The sequence below is a fragment of the Citrifermentans bemidjiense Bem genome (genome assembly GCF_000020725.1).
In the GTDB taxonomy this organism is placed as follows: Bacteria; Desulfobacterota; Desulfuromonadia; order Geobacterales; family Geobacteraceae; genus Geomonas; species Geomonas bemidjiensis.
Genome location: NC_011146.1, coordinates 3,910,001 through 3,926,003 on the forward strand (window position 1 = coordinate 3,910,001; position 16,003 = coordinate 3,926,003).

13 protein-coding genes and 1 pseudogene (1 of these 14 only partly in view) are annotated in these 16,003 nt (G+C 61.0%); 7 read left to right on the plus strand and 7 right to left on the minus strand.

All coding sequences use genetic code 11. The annotated features are described in order from the left end of the window. The 5 genes from GBEM_RS16960 to GBEM_RS16980 form a co-directional block, all read left to right on the plus strand. Positions 1-550, plus strand: partial view of a DegQ family serine endoprotease gene (locus tag GBEM_RS16960; RefSeq protein WP_012531821.1) — the 3' portion only. The gene continues 881 nt to the left of window position 1, outside the view; the window shows 550 of its 1,431 coding nt (coding positions 882-1,431); its start codon lies beyond the left edge, outside the window; it ends in the stop codon at positions 548-550. A gap of 60 nt (positions 551-610) precedes the next feature. Further along, positions 611-874 carry a hypothetical protein gene (locus GBEM_RS16965; protein WP_012531822.1) on the plus strand — a complete coding sequence of 88 codons (264 nt, stop codon included), beginning with the start codon at positions 611-613 and terminating at the stop codon, positions 872-874. A 116-nt stretch (positions 875-990) separates the two neighbouring features. After that, positions 991-1,950 (plus strand): RluA family pseudouridine synthase, encoded by a 960-nt coding sequence (locus GBEM_RS16970; RefSeq protein ID WP_012531823.1) that lies wholly within the window; start codon positions 991-993, stop codon positions 1,948-1,950. Positions 1,951-2,022: 72 nt separating this feature from the next. Then, positions 2,023-2,817, plus strand: coding sequence for a peptidoglycan editing factor PgeF (gene pgeF, locus GBEM_RS16975; RefSeq protein ID WP_012531824.1), 795 nt, complete (start codon positions 2,023-2,025; stop codon positions 2,815-2,817). A gap of 82 nt (positions 2,818-2,899) precedes the next feature. Then, complete coding sequence (locus GBEM_RS16980) at positions 2,900-3,910, plus strand: hypothetical protein (protein ID WP_012531825.1); 1,011 nt, start codon at positions 2,900-2,902, stop codon at positions 3,908-3,910. Positions 3,911-4,038: 128 nt separating this feature from the next. On the opposite strand, the gene GBEM_RS21545 is transcribed toward GBEM_RS16980, so the two are convergent. The 7 genes and pseudogenes from GBEM_RS21545 to GBEM_RS17010 form a co-directional block, all read right to left on the minus strand. After that, positions 4,039-4,209, minus strand: coding sequence for a hypothetical protein (locus GBEM_RS21545; RefSeq protein ID WP_012531826.1), 171 nt, complete (start codon positions 4,207-4,209; stop codon positions 4,039-4,041). Continuing rightward, positions 4,206-5,666, minus strand: a complete 1,461-nt coding sequence (gene glgA, locus GBEM_RS16985) for a glycogen synthase GlgA (protein ID WP_012531827.1) — start codon at positions 5,664-5,666, stop codon at positions 4,206-4,208. Before glgA ends, GBEM_RS21545 begins: the two co-directional genes overlap by 4 nt. A 73-nt stretch (positions 5,667-5,739) precedes the next feature. Beyond that, positions 5,740-7,926: a glycoside hydrolase family 57 protein gene (locus tag GBEM_RS16990; protein WP_012531828.1), complete on the minus strand. Its 2,187-nt coding sequence runs from the start codon at positions 7,924-7,926 to the stop codon at positions 5,740-5,742. Positions 7,927-7,979: 53 nt separating this feature from the next. Then, a complete protein-coding gene (locus tag GBEM_RS16995; protein ID WP_012531829.1) occupies positions 7,980-10,490 on the minus strand; it encodes a mannose-1-phosphate guanyltransferase in 2,511 nt (836 codons plus the stop codon). An 84-nt stretch (positions 10,491-10,574) separates the two neighbouring features. After that, positions 10,575-10,949: a response regulator gene (locus tag GBEM_RS17000; RefSeq protein ID WP_012531830.1), complete on the minus strand. Its 375-nt coding sequence runs from the start codon at positions 10,947-10,949 to the stop codon at positions 10,575-10,577. Position 10,950: 1 nt separating this feature from the next. Continuing rightward, positions 10,951-12,572: pseudogene (locus GBEM_RS17005) on the minus strand (GAF domain-containing sensor histidine kinase). Positions 12,573-12,916: 344 nt separating this feature from the next. Then, a complete protein-coding gene (locus GBEM_RS17010; RefSeq protein ID WP_012531832.1) occupies positions 12,917-13,600 on the minus strand; it encodes a Crp/Fnr family transcriptional regulator in 684 nt (227 codons plus the stop codon). A gap of 106 nt (positions 13,601-13,706) precedes the next feature. Between GBEM_RS17010 and lptF the strand changes: the two genes are divergently transcribed. Together lptF and lptG are read left to right on the plus strand one after the other, a co-directional pair. Further along, the gene (gene lptF, locus GBEM_RS17015; protein WP_012531833.1) at positions 13,707-14,882 is read left to right on the plus strand and encodes an LPS export ABC transporter permease LptF; all 1,176 of its coding nucleotides are present in this window, start codon (positions 13,707-13,709) and stop codon (positions 14,880-14,882) included. Further along, positions 14,879-15,961 carry an LPS export ABC transporter permease LptG gene (gene lptG / locus GBEM_RS17020; protein ID WP_012531834.1) on the plus strand — a complete coding sequence of 361 codons (1,083 nt, stop codon included), beginning with the start codon at positions 14,879-14,881 and terminating at the stop codon, positions 15,959-15,961. The genes lptF and lptG overlap by 4 nt, the downstream gene beginning before the upstream one ends. Positions 15,962-16,003: the final 42 nt, after the last annotated feature.

Sequence of the window (16,003 nt, forward strand, 5' to 3'; positions counted from 1 at the left end):
CTTCGGGCTTCCCAAAGCGTACGGCGCGCTGGTGAACGACGTCGTTCCAGGGGGGCCGGCTGCGAAGGCCGGCGTCATGCAGGGGGACGTAATCACGAGCTTTGCCGGGACGGCCGTAAAGGACGTGCGCCAGTTGCAGCGCCTGGTCGGCGAAACACCCATCGGCAAGAAAGTTCCGGTGGAGCTCTATCGCGACGGCAAGAAGATCAACGTCCAGATAACCACTGCACCTGCCGACAGCGCCCAGGCACAGACACAAAGACCTGCCGAGCGGGAAGCGGGAGCCCTGGGGCTCTCGGTCGAGGAACTGGGAGCGGAGATGCGTTCCCGCGGCGTCACCGGCGTGGTGGTGAGCGACCTCGAACCGGGCGGGATCGCGGAAGAAAGCGGCATCCAGCGCGGCGACATCATCGTATCCGTGAACCAGAAGAAAGTGAGAAATCTGGCCGAGTACCAGAAGGCAATGGCGGACGCCGGCAAACGCGGCGCCGTCGCGCTCCTAGTCCGGAGAGGCTCGGCCAGCATCTACTTCGCCCTAAAATTAAGATAGAATCTTGCGAAAAAACTGCGTATAGTGCGTTGCTGACATTCAGCACCGGGGAGCGATCCAATGAGTCTCATTGAAAATCCAGACCAGGCTAAACGACTCGCCAGAGCCATCGTTTCGGATGTGGCCCTCTATAACCGCGAAAAGGTGGAGCAGGGGATCAAGGACGACAATATCTTCGAGGTTCTGCACGACCAGCTAGCCGAAGGTCGGGAACACTTCGTCTCCCGGGTCAGTACGGAACTCGCCCAATCCAACATATTCGACATAGCCGTGGTCGACGTGCTGATCAAGCGGGCGGGGAAGATCGAGTCGACCATCTGGTAGGCAAGCAGCACGCATCAAATTCCCCAGTGCATCTATATACCCCGGGCGCGCTTCCTTTAGAAACGCGCCCTCGCTTTTTTTAACGGGAGCAATACTCCCTGGAGAACCAACAGGCAATGGAACCGATCGAACTCACCTTCCCCAGCGACTCCGATCCGGAGCGGCTGGACAGCTTCATATCCCGCAGCGTACCGGAGCTGACCCGCTCGGCGGCCCTCAGGCTCATAGAGACCGGGTTCGCCACCGTCAACGGCTCAAAGCAAAAACCCGCCTTGAAACTCAAGGGAGGCGAGGTGGTCCAGGTGGTGGTCCCGCCTCCGACGCCAGCCGAGCCCCAGCCCGAGGAGATCCCAATCGAGGTGCTCTACGAGGATGCCGAACTGGTGGTGGTGAACAAGGGGGCGGGGATGGTGGTGCATCCTGGCGCCGGCAACCCGGAGGGGACGCTGGTGAACGCCCTGCTGGCCCACTGCAAGGACCTCTCCGGCATCGGGGGCGAACTGCGTCCCGGCATCGTGCACCGCATCGACAAGGACACCTCCGGCACCCTGGTCGTCGCCAAGTGCGACCGGGCCCACAACGCCCTCGCCGAACAGTTCAAGGAACACAGCATAAAAAGGGTCTACCTCGCCCTCGTCTACGGCTCGCCCAAAGAGGACAAGGGAAGAATCGAGTCGACCATAGGCCGCCATCCCACCGACCGGAAGAAGATGTCCGCGAAGGCACGCCACGGCAAGCAGGCGGTGACCCACTGGCGGGTGGTAGCCCGCTACCCCGGCATTACCCTGATACGCCTGAGGCTTGAGACCGGCCGCACCCACCAGATCAGGGTGCACATGTCCGAGGCTGGGCATCCGCTTTTGGCGGACGAGGTGTACGGCGGCACGGGAAGACTCTCAGGTGTGCAGGACCCGGTCCTCAAACAGATGATCAAGTCGATGGGACGGCAGGCTCTGCACGCGAAGACGCTCGGTTTCCTGCATCCGGTCTCCGGGAAGTACCTGGAGTTCGACACCGAACTCCCCCCGGACATGGCCGGCATCGTCGCCTACTTGGAAGAGAAGAACCGGGGATAAAACCGGGGCTAGGGACTGGGGGCTAGGGGCTGGAACGCTCCGCCCCCTATACAAATAATAGAGGTGTCACCCATGGAAATGCAAAAAGCAGGAAAGATCCAATACCTGAAACCCGCCCTCGGCGCAGGCGGAGTCGTAGCCGGCTTCACCACCCGCCACGAGGGTGTTTCCCGCCCGCCATACAACTCGCTGAACCTGGGGAGCAACACCCTCGATTCCTCCCACAACGTGGAAGGAAACCGCAGCCTCCTGGCCCGAAGCCTCGGCTCAACCCTGGACCGATTCCTGACCGTGAGCCAGGTGCACGGCACGGACCTCCTGGTGATCGACGCCCCCAACCCGGAGCTGTCCCACTTCCTGAAGCTCGAATGCGACGGCATCGTCACCAATCAGCCGGGGATCATGATCGCCATCTGCGTGGCCGACTGCGTGCCGATCCTTCTGCACGACCCGGTGCAGCGCGTAGTGGCCGCCCTGCACGCGGGATGGCAGGGGACGGTGGCCAACATCGTCGGCAAAGGGGTCGAGGCGATGACCACCCTCTTTGGCTGCGACCGCAAAGACATACGCGCTGCCCTCGGCCCGCACATCTCCGGCTGCTGCTACGAGGTGGACCAGCCGGTCCGCGACGCCTTTAAAAAGGCCGGCGCCGCCTGGGATCTGGCGGCCAAGGAGCAGGGAGACGGCAAATGGCTTCTGGACCTGGGAGAGGCGAACCGGCTCTTGCTCAAGGACGCCGGGCTTCGCGCCGACCAGATCCAGTCCAGCGACCTCTGCGTAAGCTGCAACCAGGAGCTCTTCTTCTCCTACCGCCGCGACGGCGGGGATACCGGCAGACAGGTCGGGTTCATCATGCTGGAGGCATAGCAATAAGCTGTGGCACTTCCGGTAAGGTTCTGATATAAGACGGCATGGCAGTTAGAATCCGTTAGAGGAGGGCTTCATCCAGATGCGGACTTTTTTGAAGCTGGCCCTGTTGGCCGTGGCGATCGGCACCATGTTTGGCTGCGCGCACAACTATTACAACATCCCCCAGGAGACGCTTGAGAAGAAGGTGAAGACCATCGGGGTCGCCCCGATCTTCGTCGATCCCGACTCCGATATCAGACACCCGAGCAAGGACGCCATCGTCTCGCTGGTGCGGACCTACAACGCCAGGAACGAGAAGGAGCTGATCGCCAGGCTGCGCGGGACCGGCATCTTCTACGCGGTGAGACAGGTGGACGGGGACCCGGCGCGGCTCTTCTCCACCTTGGTCTCGAACAAGGAAAAACGGGATGACGCCGGAATCATCTACAACAAGTACTTCATCAAGAAGGACGAGTTGAAGCAGCTCATGACCGACAACGGGCTCGACGCCGTCCTCTTCGTCACGGTGAGCGGGCTCACCAGACAGGGGAAAGTCTTCTCCAGCAACTACCTCTCTTACCTGGACACGGACTTCAACTACCTCGTCATGACCGCGCAGATGATCGACCGCGAAGGGAACACGGTCTGGGAATACCCCAACTTCAGGCGGGCTTCGCTCTCGTTCCCGCTTTTCTTCCCGCTGCAGTACCCCGATTTCGACGAGGCCGCGGCCAACCTGAGCGAAAAAGTCGACGTGAAGTTCAAGACCGTCGCCGGCGTGAACGCCGCCTTCGCCAAAACCGAGGCTTCTGCCATCGCCAACGCACCTGAGGTTTCCGTCCTCTACGCGCGGCAGTTCGACGAGATGCTCGCGCTCATGAAGACCTACAAGCCGCTCTTCGCCAAGGAGAAGGAGAAGGATGTCCCCGCCCCGGTAAGCGTTCCTTCCGGCTATGCCCCGGCCAAGGCGGCGGTCCCTGTGGCGGCGCCGGTAGCGCCGCAGCCTGCAGCCGCAACGGCGCCTGCTACTGCGGCACCCACGCCACTTAAGAGCGCCCCGGTGCAACTGGCGCCGGGCGAAATCGTCCCGGAGGAGCCGCCGGCGAAGTAAACCATCCCCCTCCGCCATCCCTTCGCCCAAGGCTACGGGGGACAAGGAAAAAGCAAAAAGGCGGCGCGGGATTCACTCCCTGCGTCGCCTTTTCATATTGCACCGGCGGGGGACATCCCCCCGATCTCTCACAACTCCTCGTAATCCACCAGTTCCGCGCCCTCTTCCGTCGCAGGCTCCGCCTCTTCCTCGTCGTCGTAATCCTCGTCGGTGACCCGCTCCAAAAAGGCCTTGTTGCTTTCGATCAGCCTGCGAACCTCGTTGGCAAGCTCGTCGAGATCGTCGTGCCCCAGCGTCACGCCTCCCCCCCTCTGCGCAGCACAGCCCTCTTGTAGAGCTCCAGGTATTTGTGCACCGAGTGCTGCCACGAATAGTCACTGCTCATGCCCCGGCGCATCAGCTTTTTCCAGGAGACTTTGTCCTTGTAGGCGGTTATGGCGCGATTCATCGCGTCCCAGAGTGCCTCGGCCGTGTACTCCTCGAAGACGAACCCGTTGGGGGTCTTGTCGTTGTCGAGCGCATCGAAGACGCTGTCGGCGAGCCCTCCAGTCCGGCGCACCACCGGGACGGTCCCATAGCGCATGGCGATCAGCTGCCCAAGGCCGCAAGGCTCGAAGAAGGAGGGCATCAAGAACATGTCGGCGCCGGCGTAGATCTTGGGCGCCAAGGCATGGTCGAAGCCGCTGGTGAAGGCGATGTTGCGGGCCCCGGCTGCCTTGATGTCGTTGAATGCCTTGAGGTAGCGCTCCTCGCCGTTACCCAGTAGGACCAGTTGCATCGGGGCCTTGGCCATGAGGGGAAGCAACTCGGCAATCAGGTCAAACCCCTTCTGGGCGACCATACGCGACACCATGCCGAAAAGCGGGATTTCCGGGGAACTGGGGAGCCCCACCAGCCTTTGCAGCCCAATCTTGTCCACCATCTTGCCGGAAAGGGAGGCATGACTGTAATTCTTCATGATCTCCTTGTCCATGGCGGGGTTCCACTCCTCATAGTCCAACCCGTTCAGAATCCCGACTAGGTCGTCCTTGCGGGTCTGCAGCACCCCGTGCAGTCCGCATCCCATCTCCGGGGTCTGGATCTCGCGGCAGTAGGCTTCGGAGACCGTGGTTACCACGTCCGCGCTCAGTATCCCGCCTTTGAGGAGGTTGACCTTGCCGTAGAACTCCAGCCCGTCGATGGTGAAGCACTCCTTGGAAAGCCCCATCGACTGGAGTTCCTCCTTAGGGAAGAGCCCTTGGTAGGCCAGGTTGTGGATGGTGAAGATGATTCCCGTCCTGGAGAAGAAGGGGTCGTTCTTCCTTTCGTGCTTCAGGTAGTGCGGGATCAGCGCGGTCTGCCAGTCGTGGCAGTGTATGATGTCGGGGCGGAAGTCCATCTTCTTGAGCAGCTCGAGGACGCAGCGGCAGAAGAAGGAGAAACGCTCCGAGTTGTCCGGATAGTCGCCGCTCGGAGTCCCGTAAAGCTCCTCGCGGGAGAAATACTCCTTGTTCTCGATCAGGTAGACCGGTATCTCCCCCAAGGAGGCCTGGCGCAGGAAACCCTTTTTCTCGACACCGTCAACCATGACCGAAGCGCTTTTGCGCCCCTTGCGCACCGCCATACCGCCGCGCTCGACTATGGAGTAAAAGGGCATCATGATGCGTATGTCATGGCCGAGACTCTTCAGCGTCTTGGGAAGAGCGCTGGCCACGTCGGCCAACCCGCCGGTCTTGGCAAAAGGGGTGACCTCCGACGCCACAAACAAAATCTTCATGTAAAACCTCTAAGACCCTGAAATAATAAGGGATATGTTAGATTAATACATCCATTAGGTAAAGGTTTTTCTGTTAATAATTATAATGAGCCTCGCATCCGAGTTCCGGCCCGGAGGAAACCAAGGGGAGTGCGGCGTCGGCCGGCCAGCGTCCGACCTGGGTCCCGGCGCGGGTGACGCAGAGATAGCAAAGCACCGTCCCTGACCCTTCGAGCCTTAAGGGAGGCAGGGGCACGCGCGCTCCAGCGCTGCGCCCCATGCAGTAGCGGCCGATACTGCCGCTGCCAAGCCAGGCTCCGTCCTTAAGCACCTGCAACTCCCCCTCCCCCTCCCCCAACTGCATGTCGAGCCGCCACTCGCCCCCGCAGACCAGATGCAGCGAGAGCCTGTCCTCCGGCCTGAACGTCTTTTCCAGCGGCTGTACTCCGTCGATACGGAAATAAAGGTACTCCAGGTCGAAGCCGTAATAGAAGGACTGCAGCAGGTTGTCGGCGGCGTGCATGGCGCCCCCCTGCCGGGTCAGGTCGTAGAGCCCCGCCGAGAGCCACTCGAAGTAGTCGTTCACCACACCAGTTATGGCGGGGGTGACGAGCCCCGCAGGCGCGCGCACGAAACCGGCCGGGCGCTCTTTCTTTATCGGCTGGCGCAGCTCCCCGGGAACCTCCAGGGCCAGCAGCTGGTAGACGTTCATCAGGTGGCTGCGAAACAGCAGGTCGAACCTCCCTGCATGCGGGGAGAAGTGATCGTCGCCGTACCACCAGAACCAGTCGCTCCCCTGTGCCGCGTAGAGCGCCATGCACGCCTGCCGGGCGGCCTCGTCGCTGCTCTCCCCCCCGGCCAAAAGGGTCGCCATCTCCTGGCTTCCCTGCACCGCCGCGGCACGCGCCTTGGCGATGTAATCCCACCCCAGGTTCTCCTCGGGTTTGCCGATCCAGATGCCGTAGTCGGCGTTGATCCACGAACCCGGGTGGACGTGCTCCAATACGCGCCGCTCGCCGGTCCGCTGCAGCACCTCCGAAAACGTGGCGAGTTGCACTCCGGGGGCCTGCACCAGGGCGGCGTAGAGCCGGGAAAGGAAGGGAAACCCGTTGTCCTGGTAGTATTCCCAGGCGTTTTCGCCGTCGAGAATCACCGGCACCACGCAGGCCTGGCGGCTGCGCTGCCTGACCTCCTTCAGCCGTGCCAGGAAGTCCCCCACCGCCCTTTCGGTCTCCCATTGCGAGTAAGTGAAACCGATCAGGTCCGACAGCCCCTGGTCCCGGAAGAAAAGCGAGATCTCGCGCTCGTCCTTACTGAAGGTGTACGGGTGGTACAAGGGATCGCGTTCCCGGTCCAGCCCACCCGGCAGCGTATGGGCCAGCACCCGCTCGTCCGAGGCGGTCCAGGGAAGCCCCGTCTGCGCCATAATGCCCAACACCTCGTCGCTCACCGATCCCTCCGAGGGCCAGATCCCGGTCGGTGGAAAGCCGAAGAGCCTTTCGAAGCTGGCGATCGCGTGCAGCAGTTGGGCCCTCGCGTCCTCAGGGTAGCGGAAGGGGATGCTGGGGAGGTTCGCCTTGGGAAGGGCGACCCGCGCGATCCCCGAATCGCACAAAAGCGGCAGGATCGGGTGGAAATAAGGGGTGACAGAAAGCTCGACCTTCCCCTCTTGATGCAGCTTCTTGTAAAGGGGTATCACCCGGGAGATCAGCTCGCGCTGCGTCTCCAGGAGAAGCTTCTTGTCTTTCTGGCTGAAGTGGCTCCCCTTGCGGATCAGTTCCTTGAAGACGGGGAAGCGCCGCCTCGCCGCCTCGCCGGTCCAGGCGAGATAGAACCAGACCTGGAGGTCCAGTAGATCCTGGTCGCCGAAGGACGCAAGGCGCAGCGCCGCCGCGCCCGGGGCACCCTCCCCGGCCCGGACGAAGAGCTCCCGGTAGCGGGGGTAGGGCTCGATCATGCGCTGCCGGTTGGCGGAGAAGAAGTTTTCGAGGAGGAAGAGCCGGTCGTTATCGTCCAGCTCGGCAGGCAAGGGGCGGGCCCGCAGCAGGAAGGGATCCACCGCGCCCCCCCCGGCATAGTCGAGGATCTGCTCCAAAAGCGAGGGGACCAGGTTGAATACCACCTTGGCGCCTTCGACCGCCTCGACGATGGCGGGCATGTCGTAGTAGTCCTTCACCGCGTGCAGGTAGGCCCAAGGCAGGACGTACTCCCCCCGGACCGGATCCTTGTAGAAAGGCTGATGCATGTGCCAGAGAAACGACACGTAAAGTGGCTCCGTCATCATCACCCCTTTGCGGCGGCGCGGCGCTTGCGCCCCCCGGCCCGCAAGCCCCCCTACTGCCCCAGTTCCTTCTTCCAGTTCTCCACCTTCTGCATGTACTGCTCGAGAAGCTTCTCCGCCCGCTTCTGCTCCTTCGCCTCGGCCACCACGTGGATTACGGGCTGGTACTGGTCAGGCAGCACCAGCACCCAGTCCTGGCCGAAAGAGACCTTGATGCCATCGATGAAGCTCGCCTCCTTGTCGAGGCTGTCCTCGCTCATCTTGCGCATGATTCCCCCCTTTTTCTCCCAGACGCAGGGGACTTTTCCCTGCAAGAAGGAGCTGCGCGGCACCTCCCTAAGCACGCGCGAGAGCGGGGTGCCGACGGTGATGGAGAGTTCGATGGTCTTGGCGACGGTGAACATGCCGTCAAAGGCGGCCTGGAACTTGGGGAAGGCGAAACGCCCCCCCATCGATCCGGCCATGACCACCTCGGGGGAGATGGCCGCCTCGATCATGGAGCGCTCCATGCTCTTCGTGCGGCGCACCGAGCAGCCGTTTTCCTGCGCCATCTGCTCGATGACCGAGGGGGCCGAGACCGGGACGGCGAGAGCGCCCCTGGCGCCGCTTTTCAGCATGAGCGCGGTCATGAGGCAGAGGAGCTCCTCCGGCGCGTGGATCTTGCCGGTCTCGTCGACGAGCACTATTTCCTCGGCGGTCGGGTCGAGCCAAAAGCCCGCTCTCGCCTCCAGGGTGACCACGATCTTGGCCAATTGCTGCAGGGAGTTAGGCTTCTCGTCCACCGTTTTCGAGCCGCGCTGCTCGTCGAGATAGGTGTTGAGCCCGATCACCTCGCACCCCAGGTCGTTCAGAATCTGAGGCAGGATCTGCCCCGCCGGGGAGTGGTTGAAGTCGATCACCACCTTGGCGCCCGCCCCCCTGATGACCTGCTGGTCCAGGCCGCGGAAAAAACCCTCGCGGTAGAAGTCCATCACCTGCGGGAGTTCCGTAATCCCCCCGGGCTCCATGTAATGGGCGCGCCGGAAATTCTCCTTGTAGAAGATCCGCTCCACGTTCTTCCCCATGGAGGAGGAGAAATCGAGTCCGTCGGCATCCAGGAAGACGATTTCGGTGGTAGCGGGATCGTCTGTAGACTGGCGGAAATGCGCCCCCCCCACCTCGCCGAAGGTGCGCAGCTTGTAGCGCAGGATCGGGAGCGAAACCATCCTGATGTCGCGCACGTTGACCCCCGCCGAGAGTATCCCCCCAAGGAAGCTTCTCTTCAGCATGCGGGAGGAGAGGGTCGCGTCGCGCCCCACGAGGACATGGCTTCCCTTGGGGAGCGAGGTGCCGTAGGCGCAGCCGAGCTTGGCCACGAACTCGGGGGTCAGCTCGATGTTGGTGAGCCCCTTGATCATCTCCCCCTCGAAGAGCGACTTCTTCCAGCGCTCCCCCCAGATCAGGTTCCCGGTGACGGTGGAGCCGGACTCGATCACCTTGCGGGGCCAGATCTTCACGTCCCTTTTTATGTAGCTCTCCTCGCCTATGGAGGTGTCGTCGGCGACCACCCCCCCCTCTTCCATCGTGGTGGACGGGCCGACGCTCACGTTGTTGCAGATGACGCAGTCGGTGATTTTCGCCCCCTTCTTGATGTAGACGTTGTCCCAGATGACGGCGCGGGAGAGCTTGACCCCCGGCTCGACGGTGCAGTTGCGGCCGATCACGCTGTCCTTGATCTGGGAGCCCCCCTTGACCTGGGAGTTGTCCCCGATCACCACGGTCCCCTCGACCACCGTTCCCTCCCCGAGCTTTACGTCGAGCCCCAGGCGCAGGTCCGCCCCCGCCATCTCCCGCCTGGACTCGTCCACCTTGACGCCTACCTTCCCCTTCAGTATGTCGTGGTGCGCCTCGCGGTAGGAGTCGGTGTTGCCGATGTCGCGCCAGTACCCTTTGACCGGGAAGCCGAATAGCTGGGCTTTCTTTTTCAAAAGGAGCGGGAAGAGGTCTTGCGAGAAGTCGAAGTTCTCCCCCTCTGGGATGTACTTGAAGATCTCCGGCTCGAGCACGTAGATCCCGGTATTGATGGTGTCCGAGATCACCTCGCCCCACCCCGGCTTCTCCAGGAACTGGGTGATCCGCTTCTCCTTGTCCGTGATCACCACGCCGAACTGCAGCGGGTCCTTGACGGAGGTGAGCGTGATGGTGGCCAAGGCCTTGTTGCTATCGTGGAAGTCGATCACCTTCTGCAGGTTGAAATCGGTAAGGAGGTCGCCGCTTATGATCAGGAAGCGCTCGTCCAGGTATTTCTCCGCGCATTTCACCGCCCCCGCCGTCCCCATGTCCTCAAGGGGGGTGACGTAGGTGATCCTTACGCCGAGGTCGGCGCCGTCCCTAAAGAAGTTCTTGATCACGCTGGGCTGGTGGTATAGCAGCATGACCAAGTCGGTAATCTGGTATTTCTTCAGAAGTTCCACGATGTGGAGCATGATGGGACGGTTCATCAGCGGAACCATCGGCTTGGGGATGTTGCAGGTAAGCGGCTGCATGCGGGTACCAAAGCCACCCGCCATAATCACTGCCTTCATAAAAACCCTCCAGAGATAACTGCAAGTCTGACAAGATTAAGATTGAGACTAAGATTAAGAATGAGAGGGAAGGTGGAGCACCGGTCAGGTAAAGGCGCCCTTCTGCCTCTTGGCGAGGACCCTGGAGATCTCATCCTTCAACTCCTGCAGGTCGCTCGACTTCACTACGTAGCCGTCGGCAAGCCAGGCCGAAAAATCGTCCTTGTAGCAGGAAAAGGCGGTGCAGAGGATCACCGGAAGGGTGTGGCGCTCCTTGACGATGCGCTGCAAAAGCTCGATGCCGCTTTCGTTCTTCAGCTTGATGTCGATGACGGCCAGATCGAAACTGTCCGATTCGAGTTTTTCCACCGCTTCCAGCGCCGAGGCGGCGGTCACCACGGCATAACCTTCGTCGCTTAGTTCCTGCGCATATAAAAGCCTGATGTTCGCCTCGTCATCTACCACCAGCAGTTTTGCCATGTCAGATATTCTCCTTTTTAGTCAAGAGCCTGATGCTATAGGTATTGCCGCCGCCGGGGCGGCTGAATATGGTTAAGGAATTCCCCTGGCGCTCCAGGATCGACTTGCACAGTGCGAGCCCCACCCCCTCCCCCATCTCCTGGGTCTGGAAGAAGGGGGCGGTGAGCGCCTCCTGGGCAGTCTCGGTCAAGGGCTTGCCGCTGTCGCTGATCCGGAGCAGGACGCCGTCCCCGTCGTTAAGACTCTCGATGCGGAGCTCCCCCCCTGCTCCATGCAGGCCAGCGCCGTCGCGGTGATGGTCTTCAGGCAGTAGCTGATCTGCTTGTAGTCGATGCGGACCATGGGAAGCTCGGGGCTTAGCTCCTGGCTGCATACCACCCCAGCCTGCTCCATCACCCCTTCCAGGTCGGCCAGCGCCTTGGTCACCAGCTCGTTCAGATCCCAGAAATCGGTGACGGGAAAAAGCGATTCGGAGTAGTCCAGCACCTCGGAAAGAACATCTTCCAACTGCCGGGTCTCACGCACGATGGATTCGAGGTAGCTCCGCTTCTCGTCGTCCTCGGCGCTTCCTTTCAACAGGGTGCGGGCGAAGCCGCCGATCACCATGAGCGGGTTGCGGATGGAGTGCGCGATGCTGGAGGTGATCTTCCCTACCAGCGCCATCTTCTCCATCTTCACTATCAGTTCCTGCTGCTCGCGCAGCTTCAAGTTTGCGGACTTCTGCTTGGCAACCTCCTCTTGAAGCCGCTCGTAGAGGGAGGCCCGCTCCAGCGCGAAAGCGACCGGAAAGGCGAAGGTCTCCAGGGACTGCATGTCCTGCAGGGTGATCGGCTTTTGCGTGATGCAGTTGTCGGCAATGATGACGCCGATGCGGCGGTTGCGGGAGATGAGAGGCATGACCAGGAAGCAGTCGACCCCGAGTATGCGGGCGAGCCCCCGGTCGAGGTCCGGGTTGTTCAGCGCGTTTTCCACCAAGATGGGCTTTTTCCCCTGCAGGGCGCGGTTGAAGATGTGCCCCTGGTCGGCAAGCGGTACGGTGAGCTGGTTCAGGATATCGTGGAACTTGACCTTTTCCGAGGTGAGCTTGGTCTTCTGGAAGTCGCGGGCCAGTTCCCTCAGGGTGAAGTTGCTGCGGCCGATGTCTTCCCAGGTCCGCCACGCCTCCTCATAATCCCTGGGGCCGACGCCGAGGTATCCCCGGATATGGCGGCGCTCCTTGTCGGTCATCAGCAGGAAGGCGCGGTTCATGCCGAACCCTTTTCCTGCCGTGATCGCCGTCATGGCGATGGAAAGCACCTCGTCGAGGTCGATGGAGGTCTGCAGCACGATGCCGACCTCGCGCAGGAACTTGATCTCGCGGGTCTTGCTGTTCAAGAAGCTCAGCATCGCTCCCATCTGAGCCTTTTGTTCCTGGAACTCGTTCAGTATGAAAGGAAGGACGTCGGAGAGCGGGTAACCGGAGCCTTTCATGCGGGCCAAATCGTTTTTGAAGCGGGGGCACTCAACGCATTTCTCTACCACCCTGCGGCGGTGCGAGCTGTAGAGATCTTCCTCTCCCTCGCCGACATAGGGACAGTGCTCCGGTTCGATCTCTTCCTTGCTCCAGCAACATTCCCAATCCAAGCTACCTCCAGGAACCGTCTTCATGATCTGGACACCGCGGAAACTGGCAAATTATAGCAGCCTCCTTTGTCATATCAAGAGCATTGTGCACTTTTCAATAAAAACATTAATTAATATTTTAGATTCAAGGACAAGACGCTGCAGCTTTCGGATCGCGCCGAGCGGCGGCACCGGGAGGGCCTGCCGGCAGAGAGAAGGGAGCGGTGTAAAGAGTAAGGCCGCCGGAGAAAAATGAATAAAGGCAGATTAACAAGCGGCATATCCCCCGTGTAGAAAAGGTGCCGTTTGCCGAATCTGCCTTAATCCCCGCGCAATTCCGAGGGGCCTGCATTTAAGAATAGGTTTTATTTCCCAGCGATCATCCTCAATTTTTCCATCTGCATTATGGTCACCTTGTTGCCATCCATTTCGATCACCCCCTCGTCCTTCATCTTTTTGAAGGTGCGGGAGAGGGTCTCGCTGACGGTGCCCAGGCGGGAGGCGAGCTCCCCCTTGCGCATGTCCAGTTCCAGATAGGTTTTCCCTTGATAACTGGTGCTCTTTCTGGAGGCGAGTTCCAGAAGGTACGAGGCGAGCCTGGCGGGGGCGTCGGCGAAGGAAAGCTCCTCGATCTGGTGCGCGAATCGGCGCAACAGCATGGAGAGCGAGGCGATCAGGTTCATCGAGAACCGCGGGTTGCGCTCCAAAAGGCCCATGAACGAGCCCCTGGAGAAGAAGAGCACCTCTCCTTTCTCGACGCCGCGCGCCTCGGCCGGGTACTTGCCGTCACCGAAAAAAGCGGCCTCGGCGAAGGTCTCGATGGGGTGCACCATGTGCAGCACCTTCTCCCTGCCGTCGGGGGAGATCTTGCAGAGCTTGAGCGCGCCCGAAGCGAGGAGGTAGAATCCCTCCGCCTTCTCCCCTTCGGTGAACAGCGTCTCTCCCTTGGCAAAGGCTCGACGCACGGCGATGCCGGCTACCTCCGCCACATATTCGTCTTCCAGCCCCGAGAACAGCAGCGCTTTCTTGATGATGTCTTTATTTTCCATGTCCCCCTTTTACCCCAAAGCAAAAACAAAGGTCAAGCGACAATGAGATCGAGCCCTCCCCTTCCCCCCCTGTCCTTCCTTTACTTCGCCCCCCATCTAAGGTATCATGCCGAACTTCATGAAAAAGACCCTGTACGCTTACATCTTCAAGGAAATCCCCACCCCTTTCCTGGTCGGCATGGTGACCTTCACCTTCGTGCTCCTCATGGGACGCTTTCTCAAGCTCGCCGAGATGGTGGTAGAGAAAGGGATCCCCTTCAGCGACGTGGTGCGGATGGTGGCCTATCTACTCCCCCCTTTCTGGCTCTTCACCATACCGATGGCGCTTTTGCTCGCCATGCTGCTTGCCTTCGGCCGCCTTTCCGGCGACAGCGAAATCACCGCCATGAAGAGTTGCGGCATCAGTCTCTACGGGCTACTCCCCCCCCCAATGCTATTCGCCGCCTGCGCCACCCTCGCCTGTCTGTGGGTCACCGTTTACGCCGTTCCCTGGGGGAACTCCGGCTTCAAGAAGCTGATGGTGGAGATTGCCCAGAGCAGCGCCGGGATCGCCATCAAAGAGAAGATCTTCAACAACGCCTTCCCCGGCATGGTGGTCTACACGCAATCACTAGACACCAAGGCGCAGACCATGGGGGGAGTTATCGTCCACGACGAGAGGGACCCGCGCACCCCGACCACCATCTTCGCTTCCACCGGCGCCCTGGTATCCGACCCGAAAAGCAACTCAATGGAGTTCCAGTTGCGCAACGGCTCCATCCACCGTGCCGAAGAGCAGGGGGGGTACCGGATGGTGCAGTTCCAGGAATACAACCTCCGGGTCGCGCTCGCCGACGGCAGCAACAAGGCGACCAGGAAAGTGAGCGAGATGACGCTCGACGAGTTGCTCCACCCTCCCAAGGGAACGCAGCAAAAGGAGATCATCTCCAGGGACCTCGAATACCACAGCCGCCTGGCACTCCCGTTCTCCTGTTTCGTCTTTACGCTTTTGGCCATACCGCTGGGGATCCAGAACCGGCGCTCGGGGAAGGCTGCCGGGTTCTCTTTGAGCATCGGCGTCATCCTCCTTTACTACGTAACCCTCTCCGCCTTCGATACGCTGGGCGAGCGGGGCACGCTGCCGCCGCTGCTTGCCGGGTGGAGCCCGAACTTGATCTTCCTTCTGGCTGGGGCCTACCTGTTCAAGAAGACCTCCGACGAGGAGCGTCTCCCCATCTTCTCTCTTTACCCGCGCCTCAAGGAGGCGTTGCGGGGACGCCTTAGCAAGGGGAGGAAGCGATGAACATCCTCACCCGCTACATCGCCCGGGCCTATGTAAAGATGCTCTCGCTCTGCCTCGGCTCCTTCATCGCCATCTACCTGGTGGTGGACTTCATGGAGAAGGTCTCCCGCTTCACGCGCTACGGCGCGAGTTGGAAGCACCTGGCCCTCTTCTTCATCACCAAGATCCCGGAGATGATCATCGATGCGGCGCCCCTTGCCGTCCTGATGGCGACGCTGCTCACCCTCGGGACCCTCTCCCTTACTTCGGAGCTCACCGCCATCCGCAGCTGCGGGGTGAGCCTCTTCCGGATCAGCCTCCCCATCCTGGTCATCTCCGTCCTCATGAGCCTCGGAGTGCTGGCGATAGGGGAGTTTGTGCTTCCCAAAACTTATGCGCAACGCACCTACATCCAGGAGGTGCTGATCCAGAAGAAAAGCCCCAGCGCCTTTTTCCGGCAGCAGAACATCTGGTTTAGGGAGGAAGGGACGGTGCTCAGGGCTAGCCTTTTCGAGCCGGCGAGAAACGAGCTGAAAGGGATCACCCTGTGGGAGCTGCAGCCAGGGACGGGGGAACCGCTCAAGCGCACCGAAGCCGACCTCGCGATCCTGGGAGCTAAGGGATGGATGTTCCGGGACGCGGTGGTGCGGCAGTTCAGGGATGGTGAGGTGAGTTCCACGCAGAAGTACCGGGAGCTGCCGGTAGAGCTCCAGCTAAAGCCCGCCGACCTGAAGACGCTGGGGAAATTTTCGGACAGCATGTCCCTTGTGGAGCTGAGCCGCTACTGCAGGAAGCTAAGAGCCAGCGGCTACGACCCCACCAGGTACGTGACCCAGATGCACAGCAGGATCTCCATGCCCTTCGGCTGCGCCGTGATGGCCTTTCTGGGTATCCCGTTTGCGCTGCGCGGGGGAAGGTCGAGCGGCATCGCCTTCGGAGTCGGCCTCTCCATCGGGGTCGGCTTCCTCTACGTCATCGTCAACTCGGTGATCATCTCGGTGGGACAGGTGGGGCTATTGCCGCCGGTGGTGGCGGCTTGGGCGACGAACTTCATCTTCTTCGTGGCGGGTGCGTGGCTGTCGCTGACGATTGACAACTGACAAGCGGGAATCGACAATGTTTGGGTGTAGTTAGATCGACTC

Bases quoted from the DNA above. Each gene is read 5' to 3' on its own strand.
- lptF (WP_012531833.1), top strand. From the start codon at position 13,707: ATGCCGAACTTCATGAAAAAGACCCTGTACGCTTACATCTTCAAGGAA.
- glgA (WP_012531827.1), bottom strand. From the start codon at position 5,666: ATGAAGATTTTGTTTGTGGCGTCGGAGGTCACCCCTTTTGCCAAGACC.
- GBEM_RS16970 (WP_012531823.1), top strand. From the start codon at position 991: ATGGAACCGATCGAACTCACCTTCCCCAGCGACTCCGATCCGGAGCGG.
- GBEM_RS16990 (WP_012531828.1), bottom strand. From the start codon at position 7,926: ATGACGGAGCCACTTTACGTGTCGTTTCTCTGGCACATGCATCAGCCT.
- GBEM_RS16980 (WP_012531825.1), top strand. From the start codon at position 2,900: ATGCGGACTTTTTTGAAGCTGGCCCTGTTGGCCGTGGCGATCGGCACC.
- GBEM_RS17000 (WP_012531830.1), bottom strand. From the start codon at position 10,949: ATGGCAAAACTGCTGGTGGTAGATGACGAGGCGAACATCAGGCTTTTA.
- lptG (WP_012531834.1), top strand. From the start codon at position 14,879: ATGAACATCCTCACCCGCTACATCGCCCGGGCCTATGTAAAGATGCTC.
- GBEM_RS17010 (WP_012531832.1), bottom strand. From the start codon at position 13,600: ATGGAAAATAAAGACATCATCAAGAAAGCGCTGCTGTTCTCGGGGCTG.
- pgeF (WP_012531824.1), top strand. From the start codon at position 2,023: ATGGAAATGCAAAAAGCAGGAAAGATCCAATACCTGAAACCCGCCCTC.
- GBEM_RS16995 (WP_012531829.1), bottom strand. From the start codon at position 10,490: ATGAAGGCAGTGATTATGGCGGGTGGCTTTGGTACCCGCATGCAGCCG.
- GBEM_RS16965 (WP_012531822.1), top strand. From the start codon at position 611: ATGAGTCTCATTGAAAATCCAGACCAGGCTAAACGACTCGCCAGAGCC.